Origin of the sequence: Streptomyces solicavernae (genome assembly GCF_029968095.1) — a bacterium.
Taxonomy (GTDB): domain Bacteria; phylum Actinomycetota; class Actinomycetes; order Streptomycetales; family Streptomycetaceae; genus Streptomyces; species Streptomyces solicavernae.
The window spans coordinates 12,244-32,620 of record NZ_JASCIR010000015.1; the positions used below are offsets into that span (position 1 = coordinate 12,244).

The window sequence follows — 20,377 nt, forward strand, 5'->3', positions numbered from 1 at the left end:
CCCGTCTCGCACTCAGTCGAACCACCGATCGCGCGCCAACTCCTCCGTACGCGAGGAATCCTCAAGCAGCGCCGCCACCTCGAACCGCCGCGGCCACTGCCTCGCCGCCCACGCGAGGCCCGCCGCGACGCCCTCAAGAGTCGCGGCGTGCACGGCCCCGTCGGAGGCGCACCGCCAGTCCAGCTCGACCCCGCCGACCACCAGCTCCTCATGCTCCCGGTACGAAACCGGCGTGCCCGAACCCAGCAGCGTACGCACCGACTCGGGCACCGCACGCTCGACGCCCTCCGCCGTCACCTCCGCCCGCACGGCCTCGCTCAACCGCCGCACCTGCAGCAGCTCCGCGAGATCCGCGGCCCGCGAAGGGGCGACCGGAAGCAGCGCGAGCCCACCCGTCAGCGGCAGCAGATCCGGCGCGTCCGCGACCACCGCGTCCGCCGCGTCGACCACCGTCACGACCCCGTCGACCACCGCCCGCAGCTCCTCCGGCAGCGTCACCTGATCCGGGTCGAGCCCGGCCAACGCCCCGTACAGCGCGTGCAGTTGAGCGGCGGAGACCGCGAGGCCGGGGCCGGCGAGCCGGTCGAGGAGTTCCGCCGCGCCGCCCGGCTCGTCGAGCAGCGCCGCCACGGATGTGCGCACCCCGAGGGCCCGCAGCACCTGCTCGTCCTCGAAGCCGGACGCGTCCGCCTCCTCGTAGAGACCGGCGAGCAGCGGGTCGCCGCCCGCCGCGCGCAGCCCGGCCGGGCGCCGCCCGTCGAGCACCGGGTGCCCGCGCAGCCACCAGGCGGTGTAGGGGCGTACGGACTCGGTGGTGCCGTCGGGCAGCAGCACCCGCACCGGCTGGGTGAGCGCGTCCCGCAGCGGCGGCTGGGCGAGCAGCGCGAGCGCCTGCGGCCAGCGGCCGTCGTCGACCAGGTCGAGATCGCGTACGGCGACGAGTTCGGTGGCGACGGGCGGCACCGGCGTGTCGGGCAGCTGGTCCAGGACGTCCTCGCACCACACGTCGACCGCGTCGAGCAGCCCCGCGTCGTCCGGCTCGGCGAAGTCGCCCTCGCGGGGCTCCAGTTCGTCCGGGTCGAGGACCACATCGGTGGCGCGGACGAGCGCGAAGCCCGCGAGGACCCCGCAGGCGGCGAGCGGCTGCTCACCCCAGCGTTCGGCCAACTCCCGGTCCACGTAACCGAGTTCACCTTCCCGCATGACGGCGGCGAAGTCACTGCCGGGCAGCACCAGCTCACCGGCGGGCGCGGGCTCGCCCTCGTCGTCGGTGAGGGCGAGCGCGCCGAGCCACGGCTCGTCGCCGGGTTCGAGCCCCGCGTCCCGTACGAGCGAGAGCACCACCTCCGCCAGCTCTTCGCCGTCCAGGGCGTCTTCGTCCCAGATGTCGCCGTCGAGGGAGGCGGCGACGGCCGTGCGCACCTGCGGGGTGGTGAGGACCGCGCGGGGCGTGGCGGGCAGCGCGCCGAGCTTTTCGAGCAGCGGGTGCGCGGCGTCCGGGTGCGCGACCTTCAGGCCGAGCCGGGACAACCCCTCGGGGGTGTCGGCGCCGGGCAGCAGGATGTGCCGGGGCCCGATCGTCGTACGCCCGTCGCTGAGCGGCACCGGAAGCCCGCTGAGCCGGTCCGGGTCGACCCCGGCCAGGGATTCGTAAAGCCGCCGCCACCAGCCCGGTTCCCGCTCAAGCCCAGCGAGCCGGTCCACCGCGTCCTGCAGCGGCAGCCGCGCCACGCCGAGGGTGCGCAGCTCGACGCGGCGCTCCAGGCCCGCGGGCAGCAGCGTCGGCAGCACCTCGGCGAGGACGCGTACGGTCTCCGCCCCCGCACCCTCGACCACCTCGGCCTCGAACGGCCGCAGCACGGCGGGCCCGCTGTCCTCCTCTTCCTCGTCCGGCTGCACGGCCGGGGCGAGGAACGCGGCGCGCGGGAGCAGTTCGAGTACGGCGGCCCGCAGCGCCCCGTCGAGCACGGACGCGGACAGGGCGCCCGGCACCAGATCGATGACGCCGGTCGTCAACGGCCGCCATTCGGCGAGGAGTTGGGCGTACGCCTCGGCCGCCCGCGCCACCAGGAAGTCGGTCAGCCCGCCCGGCGCCGCGTGCCGCCGGGTGGTGTCGAGCGGGAACGAGCCGATCAGCAGCGCCGGCACCCCCAGCTGCTCGTCGCTCGGGGTCGGCGCGTGCACGACGGGTGCGGTACGGGGCCGCTGGGGCGCGCCCTCGCCGTCGACCGGCACGGCCCAGGTCACGGACCAGCGCGGCCGCGCCCGCTCCTCGACGGGCCGGTCGCGCAGCAGCTCAGGGTCGAGCCGCCCGTTGCGCTCCACGGTCCGCCAGCGGGTCGTGCCGTGCGCGGAGTCGGTGATGCGCGCGTACGGGCCGTCGTGGTCGCGGGTGAGGGTGCGTACGCCTTCCGGGGTCTCGACGGCGACCTCGGTCAGGCCGGGCAGGGCGAGCAGCAGCGCATCGTCGATCCCGTCGAGCAGCCGCTCCACCAGCGCCTCGGCGGCCGCGTCCCGCAGCGGCAGGATGACGACGGTGTCGTACGGGCCGGGCGCGGAGCCCTCCGCGGCGAACGGCAGCCGCAGCAGCGGCACATGGCCGTCCCGGCGGCGGATCTCCTCCCCGAGCTCGGGGCTGCGCGCGGCGGCCACGTCCCCGGCCTGCTCCCGCGCCTCGGCGAGGGACCAGCGCACGCCGCCGGTCCGCCCGACCACGGCCGGTTCGTCGGTGACGGCGAGTACGGCGGCGAAGCCGACCCCGAACCGCCCGACCGTCGCACTCCCGCCGCTGTCCCGCTTCGCGGAGGCCCGCAGCGTACTCAGCGACTCGACCCCGGCCGCGTCCAGCGGCGCGCCTGTGTTCGCGGCGGCCAGCACCCCGTCACGCAGCGTGAGCCGCAGCCGCCCGGGAACTTTCGCCCGTGCAGCGGCATCGGCGGCGTTCTGGGCCAGCTCCACGATCAGCCGGTCCCGGTACCCGCCGAGCGCCAGGTCCTCCTCCGCGTTGGCGTCCTCCCGGAACCGGGCGGGTGCCGCGGCCCACGCGTCGAGCACGGCCCGCCGCAGCCCCACGGTGCCGAACGGATCGGCCCCTTCGGGCGCGGGCCGGACGAATCTGCTCACGGTGGGTCCTCCTTGTCGGCGGCGGGGCGGCCGCGAGTTCGCTCTGTCGCCTGAAGGTACCGGGTGCGGGCGGGTGCCTCCTGGTGACCTCCTGAGAGGGCCGGTCAGCGGTCTTGACCGGACCGGAGTCCTGAACGGACCGAGTCTTGAACAGACCGGCGGGCCTGCCCCTAGCATCCACGTCATACGACATCTGATGCACGCCACACACACGGGCTCGCCACGCGGACCGCGCCGCGTCCCGCCGCGTCGTGCGGCTGACCGTCTTCCGTAACACCAGGGGAATTGCGATGAACCACGCCGAGTGGAAGACCCGCCGCCACCGCAAGCTCCTCGGCGAGGCGGCCGAGGGCAGCCCGGAGTACGACCGGCTGTACGAGGAGGCCGGACTGGCCCACGACCTCGGTCAGCTGGTCTACGACCGGCGCACCGCACTCGGCCTGTCGCAGACCGAACTCGCCGAGCGGTGCGGCATGCAGCAGCCGCAGATCTCCCGCATCGAAGGCGGCGGCACCGTGCCCACCATCCCCCTCCTCCGCCGGCTGGCCCGCGGCCTGGACGCCGACCTGACGATCAACCTCACGCCGCATGATGAGGCGGCCTGACCTGCCTCAAGCTCCCGCCTTGAGCGCGTCGACGAACGCGGTCCAGGCGGCGGGGGCGAAGAGGAGGGCGGGGCCGTGGGGGGATTTGGAGTCGCGGACGGGGACAGCGCTGGGGTGGGTGTCGATCACTTCGAGGCAGGTGCCTCCATCGTTCCCGCTGTACGACGACTTGCGCCACCCCTTCAAGGAGGCGGCGTCCCCTATGGCGTGTTCAGTCATGGCGTCCGTAGTCCTTTGCAGTCGACCTCAGCAGGACCTCTGATTCAAGTCGCGGCAGAGCGTCCCCCAGAGCCAGATCGTAGGCACCCTGAAGCTGCTCGACCGCGCTCGGGGCATCGATCAGCTTGCCGGTCTGCGCGCCTTCGGTGTACGCCGCCGGAGGCTGGTCCTCGAACCACATCAGAGACAGCACCCCCTGCATCAGAGAGTGCGCCCCCAGCCCGAGCGGCAGCACATGCAGACGCACCCGCTCCCTCTCGGACATCCGCACGATGTGCATGAGCTGCTCCGCCATGACGGTCGGCCCGCCTACGGGGCGCCGGATCACCGCCTCGTCAAGCAGTGCCCACACCACCGGGCGTACGGGATCGTCGAGGAGCTTCGAGCGATCCAGCCGTGTGACGACGAGCCTGTCACATTCCTCCTGGCTCCACGGCGGGAACGCGGTGCGCATCACCGCACGGACGTACCCTTCCGTCTGCAGGAACCCTGGCACCAAGGAGAGGCCGAACTCCCTGATGACGGTGGCCTGTTGCTCAAGCTTCCGAGCCACAGCGAAGTGATCCGCGATCCCCAGATCCCCCTGAGGCCGAAAGCTGCTCAGCACATCCCCCGTACCGAGCACCCGGTCCAGGCTCCGCGCGTCCTCCGCCGACGGAATCCGCCTCCCCGCCTCGATATGGGCGATATGGCTGCGTGTCATGTGCGCATCGTGGGCCACCTGCTCCTGCGTCAAGCCGAGGGCCTCGCGCCTGGCCCTCAACCACTCCCCGTACGTGCTGGTCATCCGCCAACTCCCCTTCCCCACGTGACAAATGACGGGTCACACCGCACCCCCTTCTCAAGCTACGCATGCCGACGCCAATCTGTGAGCAGTTCGCTACAGAGAGCAGAGAGGTGCAGGTCATGAGTGCAGCCGAGGACCGGATCAGGGAGGCCGAGTCGGCACGCGACGCCTTACGGGCCGCGCTCGCGGCAGTGGGCGTGAAGCTGCCCTCGCTCTGCCTCGACCAGGTGTCGTGCGCCCGAGAACACCCTTACCCCCTCATCGAGTTGGGCCGCTGCGACGTCACGACGGCGCGGAGGCTGGCGGCGGCGCTGGGGGCCGGGCGGTGAGTGGGCCTGAACCGCGGGTCGGCGGGACCGTACGGGACGAGGAGACCGGCCGGGTCGGTGAGGTGATGGGGCACCAGGGCGGCTACGTACAGCTGCGGCCGCTGCTCGGCGGGCGGGAGTGGGACGTACGGCCGGACCGGGTGCGCGCCGTGACGGCCACGGAGCTGCTGAGCGCGCGGGTCGCCGCGCTGAACTCCCTCGCGCGAAAGGCCCGTACGGCATGAACCTGCTCGCCCGGGTCCTGGCCCGCCTCCTCCCGGCCACCGGCACCCGCCGCCGCACGCCGGTCGCCGACCCGGCCCCCGCTCCCCCGCCGCGCCGCGTGATCACACCGCCGCGCCGCAGCAGCCCGTACGCGCGCGACGCCGCCGACGACAGGACCCTGTACGTCGACCCGCCACTGTGGAACACCCTCCGCCCGTACGTCCACATCCACGTCCACACCCGCGCAAAGCCGGTCCCGCCGAAGCAACGCGCCCAGGCGCACCGCCGCTGGGCCCTGGAGATGGCGCTGCGGGGGCGGGATGTGGGGCCGGAGCGGATTCACGGGGTGCGGGTGGGGCGTTGGGAGGCGGCGTGAGGGGGCGGCTCGCGGTCGCCCTTGTCCTGGTGGGGTGCGGCTCGCGGTCGCGGGTGGACCCAGAACCGCCGGGCGCCCAAGCCCCCCGTACGGCAAGCAAACCCCGCCGGGCGCCCAGCCCCCCGTACCCCAAAAAGAATCTAGCTGTGGCCCAGGTCCTCCGACCCGTCTCCCGAGGGTTCCGTCGAGACCGAGCCCTCCGGGGAGGGGCGCAGCGGCAGTGCGTCGGCGTTCATCGAGTCGAAGACGTGCGGCGCCGGGCGCGGGGGCTTCGGCATGACCGCCGCCTCGGAGTGGCCGCCGCAGCCGTACGACAGCGACACCACGTGGCCGTCGGCCGGGCTGAACTCGTTGGCGCAGACGCCGAAGGCCTGCCGCAGGGAGCCGGCCAGCGGCATCAGGAAGGCGCAGCTGACGCACGTGGCGGGCGCGGCCTGGGCCATCTGCGTCTTCGCGCCGTGCGACTCCTCCCAGCGGTCGGCCGCGACGTGCAGCCCGTACCGGGAGAGGACGCGCGCCCTGCGCATGCCCAGTTCCTCGGCGACCGCGGCGATGGAGCCGCGGGACGGGGCGAGCGGCAGGTTGGCCGGCGGGCCGGCGGTGACCTCCGCGTCCTCCGCCTCGACCAGGTCGGCCATCTCATCGGAGACCGGCGAGTTGGGCGCCGGCTCGTCCTCGCCGGAGTAGCCCGCCTCCAGGCGCAGGTCGTCCGCGTCGGTGGGAAGCAGGTCGCCGGGGCCGAGGTCGCCGGGGCGCAGCCGCTCGCTCCACGGCACCCACTCGGGGGCGAGGAGCGCGTCGGGCCCGGGCAGCAGCACCGTCTCGTCGAGCGTGACGACCTTCGCGCGGGAGGCGCGGGCGACGGTGACGGCCCAGCGCCAGCCGCGGTACCCCATCTCCTCGCACTCGAAGAAGTGGGTGACGACCCGGTCCCCCTCGGAGACCACCTGGACGTGCTCGCCGACGACACCGGGCGCCGCGGCCTCCTCGGCGGCCGTCCTGGCGAGGCCGACCGCCTCGGCGCACAGGCGGTCGGGGGTGCGGCTTCGCGTTGTCGCTGCGCTCACAGGTATCGCTTCTCTCCTACGCCGTCTCACGGGTGCGCCCTCCATTCGGTACGGGGCGGACGGAGCGGACCAGGGGGCCGCGTCGACGTCCGCGCCCGGCCACTCCCGGGCGCGCCTACGTCATCCATTCTGCGGGATGACGAAGAGGCGCGCGGCCAAGAACAACCGCCGCAGGCGCGCTACGCACGCTACCCCCTCGAAGCGCCCGAGCCCACATGGCATCCGCTCCGAGGAGATCTCCGAATGGTCTCGGAGCCGGTCCGACAAGGCTTCGCCGAGGTGTACGGAACTCGTCCGGCAGGTCTTCGCCGCTATCGGAACGTCCGCCTTGGGGCACTATGACGGAGTGGCCCCTCCATCAGGATCACGCCCTTCAGGCTCAGGCCCGGCAGGCTCACGCCCTTCAGGCTCAGGCCCGGCAGACTCACGCCCCGCCGACCGTGGCTCCCCGGGCTCAGGGCCCGACCGCTCGCGGTCGGCGGGCGGAGCGAGCCCGCTGCGCAGGGTGGGCCGCACGGTCGGCCGTGCCCTGCACCTGCCGTTCACGGGCCCCGCGAAGGGCATCAGGAAGGCGACGCACGCGCAGGGCGCTGGCGAGTCGGGCCTCGGCAAGCTGATCGAGCTGCACGGCGTGAACGGCGCGGGCGACGTGATGATCACGGTGGCGCTCGCCTCGACGGTGTTCTTCTCCGTGCCGACGGACGAGGCGCGCGGCCGGGTCGCCCTGTACCTGGCGATCACCATGGCCCCGTTCACTCTGCTCGCCCCGGTCGTCGGCCCGCTCCTCGACCGGCTGCCGCACGGCCGGCGCGCGGCGATGGCCGGTTCGATGCTGGCGCGGGTGCTGCTCGCGCTGACCCTGTCGGGCGCGGTGGCGACCGGTTCGATCGAGCTGTATCCGGCGGCGCTTGGCGTCCTTGTCTCCTCGAAGGCGTACGGGGTGGTGCGCAGCGCCGTCGTACCGCGTCTGCTGCCACCGGCGTTCTCGCTGGTCAAGGCCAACTCCCGGGTGACGCTCGGCGGGCTGCTCGCCACGGGGGTCGCGGCGCCGATCGCGGCGGGGCTGCACCAGATCGGGCCGCAGTGGCCGCTGTACGGGGCGTGCGCGGTGTTCCTGTTCGGGTCGTTCCTGTCGTTCCGGCTGCCGCACAAGGTCGACTCGGCGCGCGGTGAGTCGCGCGCGCTGCTCGCGGCGGACGAGGAGCATCTGCACCTCCCGCACGGCAAGAAGCCCGGCCTGCGCACGGTCGGCCCGGCCGTGACGCACGGGCTCGCCGCGAACGCCTCGCTGCGCTGCCTCTCCGGGTTCCTGATCTTCTTCCTGGCGTTCCTGCTGCGCGAGGAGCCGCTGGCCGGGCAGAGCGCCGCCGTGTCCCTCGCCATGGTGGCGGTCGCGGCGGGCACGGGCAACGCGCTCGGTACGGCGGTGGGCGCCGCGCTGCGCAAGCGGCCGCCGGAGCTGATCGTCGTGACGGTCGTCGGGTTCGTCCTGTTCGTCGCGATCGCCGCGTCCGTGTTCTACGGGGCACCGCTCATCGCCGCGCTCGGCGCGGTGGCGGGCCTCGGCCAGGCCCTGGCGAAGCTGTCCCTGGACGCGCTGATCCAGCGGGACGTGCCGGAGCTGGTGCGCACCTCGGCGTTCGCCCGCTCGGAGACCTTGCTGCAGATGGCGTGGGTGATCGGCGGCGGCATCGGCATCTCGCTGCCCCTGGAGGGCGGCCTCGGCCTGGGCGTCGGCGCGTGCATCGTGGCACTCGGCTGGCTGACGACGGTACGGGGACTGCTCGCGGCGGCCCACCGGGGCGGGGCGGCACCCCGGGTGAGGTGAAGTGACGGCACAGGGTGACATCGGTTCGCGCAGGGGTCTGCCTGCGGGGACGGGGTGGGCGTACGGCACGCCGGACCCCGCGTGGCGGGACCGGTGGGGGCGCCAGATAGCCTTTCGCGTATGACCTCCCTGCGTATGACGGCCAAGGGCCGCCGCACCGCTGCCGCCCTCGGCGCCGTGTCCGCCGGACTCCTCGTCCTCTCGGCCTGCGAAAAGCCGACGCCGCTCGCGACCGTGACGGTCAACGGCACGTCCGTGCACTCCGAGGCCGCCTGCTACAGCGACAGCAAGGCGATCAGCGAGAGCGAGATCAAGTCCTGCATGCAGAAGGAAGCCGAGGAGACCCTCACGGTCGGCATGAACGACAAGGTCCGCTTCGGCGTCGACCCGGAGGTCGCCGAGCACGGCTGGACCCTGTTCATCGGCGGCCAGCCGGCCGAGCCGGAGCCGTTCAAGAAGACCTACCGGTCCGTGCCGGGCAGCGTCTTCTTCTCCTCCGGCCAGGGCGGCCCGGCCCTGAAGAAGGCGCAGGTCTCGATCGTGGAGACCGACGGCAACGAGCTGCGCGGCATCTGGCACTTCGAGCTCAAGAAGGGGTGAGCGGGAGTTCCTGAGTCAGGGGTTCCCGAGCCCCCGACCCCGACCCCGCCCCGGACCTTGACCCCGCCCCGGATCCTGACCCCGCCCCGGATCCTGATCGCCACAGCCGTTCCCGCCGAGCGGGACGCTGTGGCGCGGGCCGTGTCCGCGGCCCCGCCCGAGCACCGTTCGGCGTACGACTGTGTCGCCGTCGGCGTGGGTCCGGCCGCGGCCGCCGCGGGCACCGCCACCGCGCTCACCACGGCCGCACTCCGCGGTGAGCCGTACCACCTGGTGGTGTCCGCCGGGATCGGCGGCGGGTTCCAGCCGGAGGCCCCGGTCGGCTCGCTCGTGATCGCCGATGCGCTGGTCGCCGCCGACCTGGGCGCCGAGACCGGCGAGGGCTTCCTGTCCGTCACCGACCTCGGTTTCGGTACGTCCGAGCACACCCCGCCCCCCGCACGCGCACGGGACGCGGCCGCCGTCACCGGCGCCCGTACCGGAACCGTCCTCACCGTCTCCACCGTGACCGGCACCGCGCGCCGCGCCGCCGAGCTGCGGGAGCGGCACCCGGAGGCCGTGGCCGAGGCGATGGAGGGCTTCGGGGTCGCCGAGGCCGCCGCCGCGCACGGCGTCCCGGTCCTCGAAGTGCGCGCCGTGTCCAACCCGGTGGGCCCCCGCGACCGTGCCGCCTGGCGCATCGGCGACGCCCTCGCCGCGCTCACCGCCGCCTTCGGCGCCCTCGTCCCCGTACTGGTCCTACCGCTGGAGGAGTCGCCGTGAGCCTGCGCATCGCGTACTCGCCCTGCCCCAACGACACGTTCGTCTTCCACGCCTGGGCGCACGGGCTGGTGCCGGGCGCGCCCGCGCTGGACGTCACGTTCGCCGACATCGACGTCACCAACGCCATGGCCGAGCGCGGCGAGTTCGACATCCTGAAGGTGTCGTACGCGGTGCTGCCGTACATCCTCGACGAGTACGCGCTGCTGCCCTGCGGCGGGGCGCTCGGCCGGGGCTGCGGGCCGCTCGTGCTCACCCGGGAGCCGGGCGCGGACCTCGCGGGGAAGACGGTGGCGGTGCCGAGCGAGCGGTCGACGGCGTATCTGCTGTTCCGGCTGTGGGCCGCGGACACGCTGCGGGACGGCGCCCCGAACATCGTCGTGCTGCCGTTCCACGAGATCATGCCGGCCGTGCGCGACGGCAAGGTCGACGCGGGCCTGGTCATCCACGAGGCCCGCTTCACGTACCAGGAGTACGGGCTGCACCGCCTCGCCGACATGGGCGAGCACTGGGAGCGGACCACCGGTCTGCCGATCCCGCTGGGCGCGATCGTCGCGAAGCGCTCGCTCGGCGCGGACACCCTGAACTCCCTTGCCGAGGCCGCCCGTTCCTCGGTGCGGATGGCCTGGGACGACCCGGCGGCCTCCCGCGACTACGTCCTCGCGCACGCGCAGGAGATGGACCCGAAGGTCGCGGACCAGCACATCGGCCTGTACGTCAACGAGTTCACGGCCGACCTCGGCGAGAACGGGTACGCGGCCGTGCGCGGGCTGCTCACGCGTGCGGCGGCCGAGGGGCTTGTGCCGCCCCTCGGCCGGGATGCGCTGCGGTTTCCCTGAGATCTACGGTTCTATACGTCCAGCTCTATACGTCCAGCTGGTCGGCTACCGCGCGCAGCATGCCCGCGATCTTCGCTCCGTGCGCCTTGTCGGGGTAGCGGCCGCGCTCCAGCTGCTGCGAGACGGTCTCCAGGAGCGTCGTCAGGTCCTGCACGATCGACGCCAGTTCGTCGGGCTTGCGGCGCTGGGCCGCGGCGACCGAGGGCGCCGGGTCGAGGAGCATCACCGACAGCGCCTGGTCGCCGCGCTGGCCTGCGACGACGCCGAACTCCACGCGCTGTCCTGGCTTGAGCGCGTCGACTCCGGCGGGCAGCACGGACGAGTGAACGAAGACGTCACCGCCGTCGTCACGGGAGAGAAAGCCGAAGCCCTTCTCGCTGTTGAACCACTTGACCTTGCCGGTAGGCACGTCTGTCCGTCCTCGTCTGTTCTCGTACGCGCGTCGCACGCGGCCCTGGATAGCAGTCTGGCGGGCCGCTCGACCCGCCGGTACCAAGGCTAATGGTCCAGTGGCCGGTGACAAGACTGCTTTCTCGGTCTCGTCCGGCAGGGAACTACCCTGGCCGGGTGAGTGACACACCTTCTGGCACAGCTTCTGGCACGGCTTCTGGCGCAGCTTCCGGCACGGCTTCCGGCGCAGCTCCCGGCGCGGGCGACCGCCTCGTCCGGTTCGGCGCGATCGTCTTCTTCGTCGGGGCGGTGGCCACCCTGGTCACCGTGGCCCCGCTGTTCCTGGGCACGGAGCCGTTCCCGACCGCCGCGTACCTCGTGAGCATGCTGATGGGCGTGGGCTTCGCGATCGCCGCCGCGGGTGTGCTGCGGACGATCGCCGTCCAGCGCCGTCAGGCCCGCGAGACCCGTCAGGTCCGCTCGGCGCGGTAGGACGCCAGCCACTCCGGGAAGTCCGTGAGGTCGCCGAGCACGATGTCGGCGCCCTCGGCGTGCAGCTCGTCCGGCGCGCAGGGCCCGGTCGGCACGGCCACGGAGAGCGCCCCTGCGGTACGGGCTCCGCGTACGTCGCCGGTGTGGTCGCCCACGTACACCGTGGCGCCGTGCTCGCGCAGCGCCTCCGCCTTGGCCTCCGCCCACAGCCAGCCGATCACCGCGTCCGGCGCGATGCCGAGGTGGTCGAGGTGCAGCTTGGCGTTGGGCTCGTGCTTGGCGGTGACGACGATCGCGCGGCCGCCCTGGGCCTGTACGGCGGCCACGGCCTCGCGGGCGCCGGGCATCGCGAGGGTCGGGGCGATGGCGTGTGTGGGGTAGATCTCACGGTAGCGGTCGGCCATCTCCGGTATCCGCTCCTCCGGGAACCAGTGCGCGAGCTCCTGGTCGAGGGGCGGTCCGAGCCGCGTGACGGCGAGGTCGGCGTCGATGAACGTGCCCGTCTCCGCGGAGAGCGCCTCGTAGGCGGCCCTGATCCCGGGGCGGGAGTCGATCAGGGTCATGTCGAGGTCGAAGCCGACGGTGAGCTGGGCCGGGTGCGGCGCGGACTGCGGCGCGGACCGCGGGGCGGGGGTGTTCTGCTGCGATGCCATGTCGGCCATTGTGCCGATCCTGGCCGAAAGCCTGCCCCTTACACTTAGCCAAGCCTAATCTCAGTCGCAGTCCATCTCCCTCTCCATCTCCGTCCTCAAAGGGTCACATGGCCGCCGTACCTCCCGCCTCCGCGCGACGCAAGCCGGTGGCCCGACGTATCGCCCTGACCGGCGCGGCGGTCGTGGCCCTCGCGGTCGCCGTGCTGCTCTCACTCGCCGTCGGCGCCCGCCCCATCGCCCCCACCGCCGTCCTCGACGCGCTGCTGCACGGCGGCCAGAGCGACGCCGCCCAGGTGGTCCGCGAACTGCGGGTGCCGCGCACGCTGATCGGCCTGATGGTCGGCGCGGCCCTGGCGATCGCCGGGACCGCGCTGCAGGGCATCACCCGCAACCCCATCGCCGACCCCGGCATCCTCGGCGTCAGCCAGGGCGCGTCCGCCGCGGTCGTCCTCGCGATCGCCTTCGCCGGGGTGCACGACCTGACGGGGTACGTGTGGTTCGCGTTCGCGGGCGCCGGGATCGCCTCCGTCGCCGTGTACGCCATCGCCGCGCGCGGGCGCGGCGGCGCGACGCCCGTGAAGCTCGCGCTCGGCGGCGCCGCGATCAACGCGCTGCTCGTCTCCGTCACGATGGCCGTCCTCACCACGAAGGCCGCCGCGCTGGACGAGTTCCGCTTCTGGCAGGTCGGCTCGGTGGCGGGCCGGGCCCCCGAAGTGGTCGCGCAGACCTGGCCGTTCCTGCTCGTCGGCGTGGTCCTGGTGGTGTCCGTGGCGCGCGGCCTGGACGCGCTCGCGCTCGGCGAGGACGTGGCGAAGGGCCTCGGGCAGAACGTCGCGACGGTACGGGTCGTCGGCGGCCTCGGCGCGACCGTCCTCACCGGCGTCGGGGTCGCGGCGGCCGGCCCGATCGCGTTCATCGGCCTGGCCGTCCCGCACATCGCCCGCGCGCTCGTCGGCGGCGACCACCGCTGGGTACTGCCGATGGCCGCGCTGACCGGCCCGGTCATGCTGCTCGTCTCCGACACGGTCGGCCGCGTGATCTTCCCGCCGAGCGAGGTCCCGGCGGGCGTGATGACGGCGCTGATCGGAGTGCCGTTCCTGGTGACGCTGGTACGACGGAAGGCGGTGGCCGCGTGAGTACGCGTACTGCTGTGGGCGGGGATTCCACGACCGTGCCCACCCCGACCCCCGAGCGCCGGCGCCCGGCCGGGTACTCCGTACTGCGGACAGGCCGGGCCTCGTTCCTCGTGCACAGGCGTGCGGTGACCGTCGCAGCCGTCCTGACCCTGCTCCTCGCGGCCGCGACCCTCGCCTACCTCTGCGTAGGAGAAAGCTTCGTACCCCCCGGCGAAGCCCTGAAGGTCGTCCTCGGCCGGCCCTCCCCCGACGAGCTGGTCGTCGGCACCCTGCGCCTGCCCCGCATGGTCGTCGGACTCCTCGTGGGGGCCGCGTTCGGGATCGCGGGCGCGCTGGTCCAGACCGTCGCCCGCAACCCGCTCGCCAGCCCCGACATCATCGGCATCAGCCAGGGCGCGAGCGCCCTCACCGTCGGCGCGCTCACCTTCGGCGTCACCTCGTACGCCGTGCTGCCGTACGTGTCGATCGCGGGCGGGCTCGTGGCGGCCGCGCTCGTGTACGTCTTCGCCTGGCGCGGCGGGCTGCAGGCCACCCGGTTCGTGCTGATCGGCATCGGCTTCGCGATCGCGCTGCGCTCCATCACCACGCTGTTCATGACGAAGGGCGACTACCTCGTCGCGCAGCAGGCGCAGATCTGGATGACCGGCTCCCTCAACGGCCGCTCCTGGCCGGAGGCCCAGCTGCTCGGCTCCACGCTGCTGATCCTGCTGCCCGCCATCGCGTGGGCGGCCCGCGCGCAGCGCACCGTCAGCATGGACGACGACACGGCGACCGCGCTCGGCGTGCGGCTCGGGCGCGTCCGGCTCGGGCTCGTGCTGGTCGGTGTCGTCCTCGCGTCCGTGGCGACCGGGACCGCCGGGCCGGTCGACTTCGTGGCGCTGCTCGCCCCGCAGATCGCCCGCCGGATGACCCGGACCGCGCAGATCCCGCTGGTGTGCAGCGCGTTGACCGGCGCGGTGGTCGTGGTCCTCGCGGACCTGCTCGCGCGCCGCCTCTTCTCGCCGACCGAGCTGCCGGTGGGAGTGCTGACGGCGGCGGTGGGGGCCCCGTACCTGATCTGGTTGATCGGGAAAAGACACAGCATTCGCAGCCGTACCGTCGGAGGGAAGTCGTAGTCGTGACCCGGCTCCAAGCGCGCGAGTTGACGCTCGCCTACGAGGAACGCACCGTCGTGCACGGCCTCGACCTGGACATACCCGACGGCCAGGTCACCGTGATCGTCGGGCCGAACGCCTGCGGCAAGTCGACGACGCTGCGGGCGCTCGGACGGCTGCTCAAGCCGAGGGCGGGTTCGGTGCTGCTCGACGGCACGGCGCTCGCGAAGCTGCCGACGAAGCGGATCGCCCAGCAGATCGGGCTGTTGCCGCAGTCGCCGGTGGCGCCCGAGGCGATCACCGTCGCGGACCTGGTGGCGCGCGGCCGGCAGCCGCACCAGCACTGGTGGCAGCAGTGGTCCGACGAGGACGAGCGGGCCGTCACGGAGGCCATGTCCCGTACGGATGTGGCGGAGCTGGCGGAGCGGCCCGTGGACGAGCTGTCGGGCGGTCAGCGGCAGCGGGTGTGGATCGCGATGGCGCTCGCGCAGGAGACGGAGCTGCTGCTGCTCGACGAGCCGACGACGTTCCTGGACATCTCCCACCAGGTGGAAGTCCTGGATCTCGTACGGCAGTTGAACCATGACCGGGGGCGGACGGTCGTCGTCGTCCTGCACGACCTGAACCAGGCGGCGCGGTACGCGGATCATCTCGTGGCGATGCGGGCGGGGGAGGTGGTGGCCTCCGGCGCGCCGTCGAAGGTGGTCACCGCTGAGCTCGTACGCGAGGTGTTCGGCCTCGACTGCGTCGTGGTACCGGACCCCGTGACCGGGTCGCCGTTGGTCGTGCCGGGTGCGCCGTGGGGGGCTTGATCTTTCCCCGCCCCACCTCGCCCCGCACCCGGTCCACCACCGCCACCCACAAGAAAGGCACCCCATGAGACCCCGCACCCTCACCGCAGCCGCCGTCCTCGCCCTCACTCTCACCGCCTGCGGGTCGGGAGGCGCCGCGGACCCGGCAGGTGACAGCGGCGGCAGCCGCGGCACGCACACCGTCAAGACCGCCATGGGCGACGTGAAAGTCCCGGACGCCCCGAAGCGCGTCGTCGTCCTCGACACCGCCGAACTGGACTCCGCGATCACCCTCGGCGTGAAGCCGGTCGGCGCCACGCACGCCGACGTCGAGTCGGGCTTCCTCAGCTACCTGCCGAAGGCGAAGGTCAAGGGCATCAAGGACGTCGGCGCGATGATGACGCCGAACGTCGAGGCCATCGCCGAGCTGAAGCCCGACCTGATCCTGACCAGCAAGATCCGGCACGAGAAGCTCTACCCGCAGCTCAGCCGGATCGCCCCGACCGTCATGACGGAGAACACCGGCTACCCCTGGAAGGACAACTTCCGGCTGCACGCCGACGCGCTCGGCAAGAAGGAAGAGGCGAAGAAGGTCGTCGAGGCGTACGACGACCACGCCGCCGACGTGACCAAGGCCCTCGGCGGCCGGGCGAAGGCCGAGGCCACGAAGGTCAACGTGGTCCGCTTCGTCGAGGGCGCCAACATCCGCATCTACGGCAGGAAGAACTACATCGCGACGATCCTGAAGGACGTCCACCTCGGGCGGCCCGCCGTCGTGGACAAGGCCAAGGACGGGTTCTCGTACGACGTGAGCCCCGAGCGGATCGACGCCGCCGACGCCGACGTCATCTTCCACTCCACCTACGGCGACCCGGAGAAGGCCAAGGAGACGCAGACCACGGGCGGTTCGCTGTGGCAGGGCATGAAGGCCGTCAAGAACGGCAAGGTCTTCGCGGTCGACGACCAGCTGTGGATCCAGGGCATCGGCTACACCGCCGCGAACAAGATCCTCGACGAGCTGCGGGCCGACCTGACGAAGTAACTCCCGGCGTTACTCGGGCCGTTGCCGCTGCGACCGCCACACCAGGAACAGCGCGGAGGCGACGGCCGCGAGGCGCACCACCCACGGCCAGGTTTCGCCGAGCGCGTCCACCGTGGCGCCCGCCGGCACCTCCTCGCCCCAGCGCCGGTCGAACCGGCCCCACAGCCACACCACCCCCGCCGCCGCCGCGGCGCCGGGGATGCCGAGCGCCGCGAACTTGGCCTCGCGCTGGGTGAGCCGGCGCGAGGTGTAGGCGACGGCCCAGCCGGCGCCGAGCGCGATCCAGTTGCCGAGCACGGCGCCGGCGACGAGGGACGCGGCGGCGAGCAGCAGCAGCGGGTTGCTGAGCGCCGGCGCGCCCCGGGCGGCCCGGGCGCGGCGCAGGAACGGCAGCCGGCGGCCGCCGCCCGACTCCTCGCCCTCGTCGCCCGCCGCTTCGCCCTCGCTCCGCTTCTGGCGCTCGCCCTCGCCCTCGCCGGAGGGCCCGTCGGACTTGTCGGAGTCGTCGAAGGCGTCGGAGGCGTCCTCGGGGCGTGGCGGGCGCAGTATCTCGGGGATCTCCACACCGCCGACGAACCCCGGTACGGAGTCGGTGAAGCCGTGAGGGCCGTTCTCGATGCGCCACCAGTCGGGCGTGGAACCGCTCGGCCCCATCTCGTCCTCGCCCGCGAGGTGCGGCGGCGTGCTGACCGTCGGCGGCGGTTCGGCGGGCGGCGCGGGGTCCTTCGTCAGGCGGTCCTTCGTCAGGCGCGGCCGGAGCGGGTTGCGGAACCGGGGCTCGCGGCCCCGCTGCTCGTCGGTGCGCTGCTCGGGCACGAACAGGGAGGGGCGGAGGCGGGACTTGGGCGCGCTCCCCCGGTCGGCCTCGACGGCGGACTCCGGAACAGCCGGTCCGGCCTCGGCGGCGCGCTTCTCCCATGCTTCCGCCTCGGCGGCGCGCTTCTCCCGTACTTCCGCCTCGTCCGCGCGCTTCTCCCGTACTTCCGCCTCGTCCGCGCGCTTCGCCGGTACGTCGGCGGGGGCGCCGTGGTCGTCAGGGTCCCGCGACGACCCCGCCTCCCGCCCCACGACCTCCTCCGGCGTGCCGAGGCGGTCCAGGATGCGGCGGACCCCGGCCGGGCTGTCGCCGGGGGTCTTGCCGCCGGACACGGTGGCGCGGCGGCGGTCGATCTCGGCGCGCAGCTCGGCGACCAGGCGCATCCGGGTCTTCGACGGCAGCTGGCGCTGCTGGGCGAGGTCGCCGACCCTGCTCAGGTAGTCAAAAACGAGCTGGTCGCTCTCGATCGCCACGAGCTCTCCCTGCGGTAAGTACCTGCCGCGGCGCGCGCGTTGTGGTGCCCGGCCGTCCGACCGTACCGCGCGTGCGGCTGCCATGTCGGTGGCACCTACTACCGTGTGACGGATGACGACCGAGAGCACGGCAGGCACGGCGGCCCCCCGCACACTCGCCGAAGAGCTGAGGCAGCGCGACGACGCGTCGCTCGCCACCCTGCTGCGGGCCCGCCCGGACCTGCTGTCCCCCGTGCCGAACGACCTGACGCAGCTGGCCACGCGCGCGGGCACCAGGGCGTCGGTGGTGCGCGCCCTCGGCCGGCTCGACACGTTCGCGCTGCAGGCCGCCGAGGCCCTTGCGGTGGCGCCGGAGCCCGCGTCGTACGAGGCGCTGCGCGCCCTGCTCGCCGGGGACGACGGGGACGCGGCGGTGGACGGCGCGCTGCCCGGCGCGGTCGCCACGCTGCGCGCCCAGGCGCTGGTGTGGGGCGGGGACGAGCGGCTTCGCCTGGTGCGCACGGCCCGCGAGCTCCTTGCGCCCTCGCCGCAGCACCCGTCGCCGACGGGACTCGGGCCGGCCGTCGCCGAGGCCACGTCGGGCATGTCGCCGGGCCGCGTGCAGCAGCTCATCGAAGCGGCGGGCCTGACGTCGACGCACGACGCGGTGTCCGCGGTCTCGGCCCTGACCGAGCTGTTCACGGACCGTACGCGGATGTCGGCGCTGCTCGACGACGCCCCGGTCGACGCCCTGGACGTCCTCGGCCGGCTCACCTGGGGCCCGCCGTACGGGCAGGTCACGGCGGACCCGGCGGCGCATCTGCGCTGGCTGCTCGACCGCGGCCTGCTCGTGCCGACCTCGCCCGGCACGGTCGTACTCCCGCGCGAGGTGGCCCTGCACCTGCGCGGCGGCCGCGCCCACCGCACGACGCACCCGCTGCCGCCGGAGGTCCCGCCCGCTGCGGAGCACCGGCCGCGGGTGGTGGACGCGACGGCGGCCGGGCAGGCGCTGGCGGCGGTCGCGACGGTCGAGGAGCTGCTGAAGGAGTGGCACGAGGGCGGGCCCGCGGTGCTGCGCGCGGGCGGCCTGAGCGTGCGCGACCTGAAGCGCACGGCGGTCGCCCTCGACGCCCCGGAGCCGACGGCCGCGTTCTGGGTGGAACTGGCGTACGCGGCGGGCCTGTTGGCGTCCGACGGCGGCTTCGAGGGCGCCTCGTCCCCGTACGGCGAAGGGGATGCGGGCCCCCGCCGCGCGGAGGAGCGGTACGCGGCGACGCCCGCGTACGACGACTGGCTGGAGCTCCCGGCCGCCGAGCGCTGGGCCCGCCTGGCGGTGGCCTGGCTGGCGGCGACGCGCACGCCGGGCCTGGTCGGCGGCCGCGACGGCAAGGACCGGGTGCTGTCGGCGCTCGGCCCGCACCTGGACCGCTCGGGGGCGCCGGAGGTGCGGCGCCGCGTCCTCGACCTGCTCGCCGGACTGCCTCAGGGCGCCGCGGCCGACCCGGAGGCGGTCCTGGCCCGGCTGCGCTGGGAGCGCCCGCTGCGGGTCGGCGCGACGTCGGACCCGAGCGGCGACGACCTGCGCACCCGCCTGGCCCGCTGGACCCTCGACGAGGCGGAACTCCTCGGCGTGACGGGCCGCGGGGCGCTGTCGGCGACGGGGCGGGCGCTGCTGTCGGACACGCCGCACCGTGCCCGCGAAGGGCACAGGACCCACGACGGACACACGGCCCTCGACGGACACTCGGCCCTCGAAGGGCACTCGACTCGCGAAGGACACACGGCCCGCGAAGGGCACCCGGCCTTCGAACGGACGCTGGCCGCCCTCCTCGCCCCGCTCCTCCCCGAACCCCTCGACCATGTCCTCCTCCAGGCGGACCTGACGGCCGTGGCGCCCGGCCCCCTGGAGCGGCCCCTCGCGGAGACCCTCGGCGTGCTCGCGGACGTGGAGTCAAAGGGCGGGGCGACGGTCTACCGCTTCACGCCCGGCTCGGTCCGCCGCGCCCTGGACGCGGGCCGCACGGCCACCGACCTGCACACGTTCCTTCAGACCCACTCCCGTACGCCGGTGCCGCAGCCCCTCTCGTATCTGATCGACGATGTGGCGCGCCGGCACGGCCACTTGAGGATCGGCGCGGCCTCGGCGTACGTCCGCTGCGACGACGACTCGGTGCTCGGCGAGATCCTCGCCGACAAGCGCGCCGCCGCCCTGCGCCTGCGCCGCCTCGCGCCGACGGTCCTGGCCGCGCAGGCCGACCCGGCGGCGCTGCTCGACGGCCTGCGGTCGATGGGCTTCGCCCCGTCCGCGGAGACCCCCGAGGGCGACGTCCTGATCGCCCCCGCCCACGCCCACCGCACGCCGCCCCGCACGGCGCCCGCCCCGGTGCCGGAGGGCCCGCCGCTGCCGGACGACACGCTGCTCGGCGCCGCGGTCCGCGCGATCCGCGCCGGCGACATGGCGTCGACGGCCCCGAAGCGCCCGGCGCCCACGCCCACTTCGGCCCCCGGCGAACTCCCCCGCACCACGTCGGCCGAGACCCTCGCCACGATGCAGGCCGCGGTGCTGACGGGCGACGCGCTGTGGATCGGCTACGTCAACGCGGAGGGCACGGCCAGCCAGCGCGTCATCGCTCCGGTCCGCGTGGAGGGCGGCTTCGTCACGGCCTACGACCACACGGCGGACGAGGTCCGCACGTACCCGTTGCACCGGGTGACGGGGGTGGCGGAACTGGGCGAGGACTGAGGCCCGCGCCGCGACCTCATTCGGCGTCCAC

20 protein-coding genes and 1 pseudogene are annotated in these 20,377 nt (G+C 73.9%); 14 read left to right on the top strand and 7 right to left on the bottom strand.

Annotated elements, in window-relative coordinates:
• Positions 1-12: 12 nt before the first annotated feature.
• Positions 13-3,123 carry a sacsin N-terminal ATP-binding-like domain-containing protein gene (locus tag QIS99_RS18375; protein WP_282514616.1) on the bottom strand — a complete coding sequence of 1,037 codons (3,111 nt, stop codon included), beginning with the start codon at positions 3,121-3,123 and terminating at the stop codon, positions 13-15.
• 290 nt (positions 3,124-3,413) lie between these two features.
• Between QIS99_RS18375 and QIS99_RS18380 the strand changes: the two genes are divergently transcribed.
• A complete protein-coding gene (locus QIS99_RS18380) occupies positions 3,414-3,728 on the top strand; it encodes a helix-turn-helix domain-containing protein (RefSeq protein WP_282514617.1) in 315 nt (104 codons plus the stop codon).
• A 6-nt stretch (positions 3,729-3,734) separates the two neighbouring features.
• On the opposite strand, the gene QIS99_RS18385 is transcribed toward QIS99_RS18380, so the two are convergent.
• Positions 3,735-3,947, bottom strand: a complete 213-nt coding sequence (locus QIS99_RS18385; protein WP_282514618.1) for a DUF397 domain-containing protein — start codon at positions 3,945-3,947, stop codon at positions 3,735-3,737.
• On the bottom strand, positions 3,940-4,734 hold the full coding sequence (locus QIS99_RS18390) for a helix-turn-helix domain-containing protein (RefSeq protein WP_282514619.1): 795 nt from the start codon (positions 4,732-4,734) through the stop codon (positions 3,940-3,942). The genes QIS99_RS18385 and QIS99_RS18390 overlap by 8 nt, the downstream gene beginning before the upstream one ends.
• A 119-nt stretch (positions 4,735-4,853) precedes the next feature.
• On the opposite strand from QIS99_RS18390, the gene QIS99_RS18395 reads away from it, so the two are divergent.
• Genes QIS99_RS18395 through QIS99_RS18405 form a run of 3 tightly spaced genes read left to right on the top strand, consistent with a single transcriptional unit; the run spans position 4,854 to position 5,643 of the window.
• The gene (locus QIS99_RS18395; RefSeq protein ID WP_282514620.1) at positions 4,854-5,063 is read left to right on the top strand and encodes a hypothetical protein; all 210 of its coding nucleotides are present in this window, start codon (positions 4,854-4,856) and stop codon (positions 5,061-5,063) included.
• A complete protein-coding gene (locus QIS99_RS18400) occupies positions 5,060-5,287 on the top strand; it encodes a hypothetical protein (RefSeq protein WP_282514760.1) in 228 nt (75 codons plus the stop codon). The genes QIS99_RS18395 and QIS99_RS18400 overlap by 4 nt, the downstream gene beginning before the upstream one ends.
• Positions 5,284-5,643 carry a hypothetical protein gene (locus QIS99_RS18405; protein ID WP_282514621.1) on the top strand — a complete coding sequence of 120 codons (360 nt, stop codon included), beginning with the start codon at positions 5,284-5,286 and terminating at the stop codon, positions 5,641-5,643. Before QIS99_RS18400 ends, QIS99_RS18405 begins: the two co-directional genes overlap by 4 nt.
• A 140-nt stretch (positions 5,644-5,783) precedes the next feature.
• On the opposite strand, the gene QIS99_RS18410 is transcribed toward QIS99_RS18405, so the two are convergent.
• The gene (locus tag QIS99_RS18410) at positions 5,784-6,710 is read right to left on the bottom strand and encodes a DUF3027 domain-containing protein (RefSeq protein WP_282514622.1); all 927 of its coding nucleotides are present in this window, start codon (positions 6,708-6,710) and stop codon (positions 5,784-5,786) included.
• 496 nt (positions 6,711-7,206) lie between these two features.
• Here QIS99_RS18410 and QIS99_RS18415 point away from each other — a divergent pair, with 496 nt between their 5' ends.
• From QIS99_RS18415 to QIS99_RS18430, 4 genes are all read left to right on the top strand, one after another.
• Positions 7,207-8,538 carry an MFS transporter gene (locus QIS99_RS18415; RefSeq protein ID WP_282514750.1) on the top strand — a complete coding sequence of 444 codons (1,332 nt, stop codon included), beginning with the start codon at positions 7,207-7,209 and terminating at the stop codon, positions 8,536-8,538.
• A gap of 120 nt (positions 8,539-8,658) precedes the next feature.
• Positions 8,659-9,138 carry a DUF2771 domain-containing protein gene (locus QIS99_RS18420; protein WP_282514623.1) on the top strand — a complete coding sequence of 160 codons (480 nt, stop codon included), beginning with the start codon at positions 8,659-8,661 and terminating at the stop codon, positions 9,136-9,138.
• 57 nt (positions 9,139-9,195) lie between these two features.
• A complete protein-coding gene (locus tag QIS99_RS18425) occupies positions 9,196-9,900 on the top strand; it encodes a futalosine hydrolase (protein ID WP_282514624.1) in 705 nt (234 codons plus the stop codon).
• The gene (locus tag QIS99_RS18430) at positions 9,897-10,736 is read left to right on the top strand and encodes a 1,4-dihydroxy-6-naphthoate synthase (RefSeq protein WP_282514625.1); all 840 of its coding nucleotides are present in this window, start codon (positions 9,897-9,899) and stop codon (positions 10,734-10,736) included. Before QIS99_RS18425 ends, QIS99_RS18430 begins: the two co-directional genes overlap by 4 nt.
• Positions 10,737-10,761: 25 nt before the next feature.
• Here the strand turns inward: QIS99_RS18430 and QIS99_RS18435 are convergent, their stop codons facing one another.
• A complete protein-coding gene (locus QIS99_RS18435) occupies positions 10,762-11,145 on the bottom strand; it encodes a cold-shock protein (RefSeq protein WP_282514626.1) in 384 nt (127 codons plus the stop codon).
• Between the two features lie 158 nt (positions 11,146-11,303).
• Between QIS99_RS18435 and QIS99_RS18440 the strand changes: the two genes are divergently transcribed.
• Positions 11,304-11,618, top strand: a complete 315-nt coding sequence (locus tag QIS99_RS18440; RefSeq protein ID WP_282514627.1) for a hypothetical protein — start codon at positions 11,304-11,306, stop codon at positions 11,616-11,618.
• Here QIS99_RS18440 and QIS99_RS18445 read toward each other — a convergent pair.
• A complete protein-coding gene (locus QIS99_RS18445) occupies positions 11,597-12,280 on the bottom strand; it encodes an HAD family hydrolase (protein ID WP_282514628.1) in 684 nt (227 codons plus the stop codon). The genes QIS99_RS18440 and QIS99_RS18445 overlap by 22 nt on opposite strands.
• 98 nt (positions 12,281-12,378) lie before the next feature.
• On the opposite strand from QIS99_RS18445, the gene QIS99_RS18450 reads away from it, so the two are divergent.
• From QIS99_RS18450 to QIS99_RS18465, 4 genes and pseudogenes are all read left to right on the top strand, one after another.
• A complete protein-coding gene (locus tag QIS99_RS18450) occupies positions 12,379-13,407 on the top strand; it encodes a FecCD family ABC transporter permease (protein WP_282514629.1) in 1,029 nt (342 codons plus the stop codon).
• Between the two features lie 14 nt (positions 13,408-13,421).
• Positions 13,422-14,522: a FecCD family ABC transporter permease gene (locus QIS99_RS18455; RefSeq protein ID WP_408909588.1), complete on the top strand. Its 1,101-nt coding sequence runs from the start codon at positions 13,422-13,424 to the stop codon at positions 14,520-14,522.
• Between the two features lie 2 nt (positions 14,523-14,524).
• Positions 14,525-15,310: pseudogene (locus QIS99_RS18460) on the top strand (ABC transporter ATP-binding protein); the annotation flags it as partial.
• A 67-nt stretch (positions 15,311-15,377) separates the two neighbouring features.
• Positions 15,378-16,334: an ABC transporter substrate-binding protein gene (locus QIS99_RS18465; protein WP_282514632.1), complete on the top strand. Its 957-nt coding sequence runs from the start codon at positions 15,378-15,380 to the stop codon at positions 16,332-16,334.
• A 9-nt stretch (positions 16,335-16,343) separates the two neighbouring features.
• On the opposite strand, the gene QIS99_RS18470 is transcribed toward QIS99_RS18465, so the two are convergent.
• Positions 16,344-17,624 (bottom strand): hypothetical protein, encoded by a 1,281-nt coding sequence (locus QIS99_RS18470; RefSeq protein ID WP_282514633.1) that lies wholly within the window; start codon positions 17,622-17,624, stop codon positions 16,344-16,346.
• Positions 17,625-17,736: 112 nt separating this feature from the next.
• On the opposite strand from QIS99_RS18470, the gene QIS99_RS18475 reads away from it, so the two are divergent.
• The gene (locus tag QIS99_RS18475) at positions 17,737-20,346 is read left to right on the top strand and encodes a helicase-associated domain-containing protein (RefSeq protein WP_282514634.1); all 2,610 of its coding nucleotides are present in this window, start codon (positions 17,737-17,739) and stop codon (positions 20,344-20,346) included.
• The last annotated feature ends 31 nt before the right edge of the window (positions 20,347-20,377 follow it).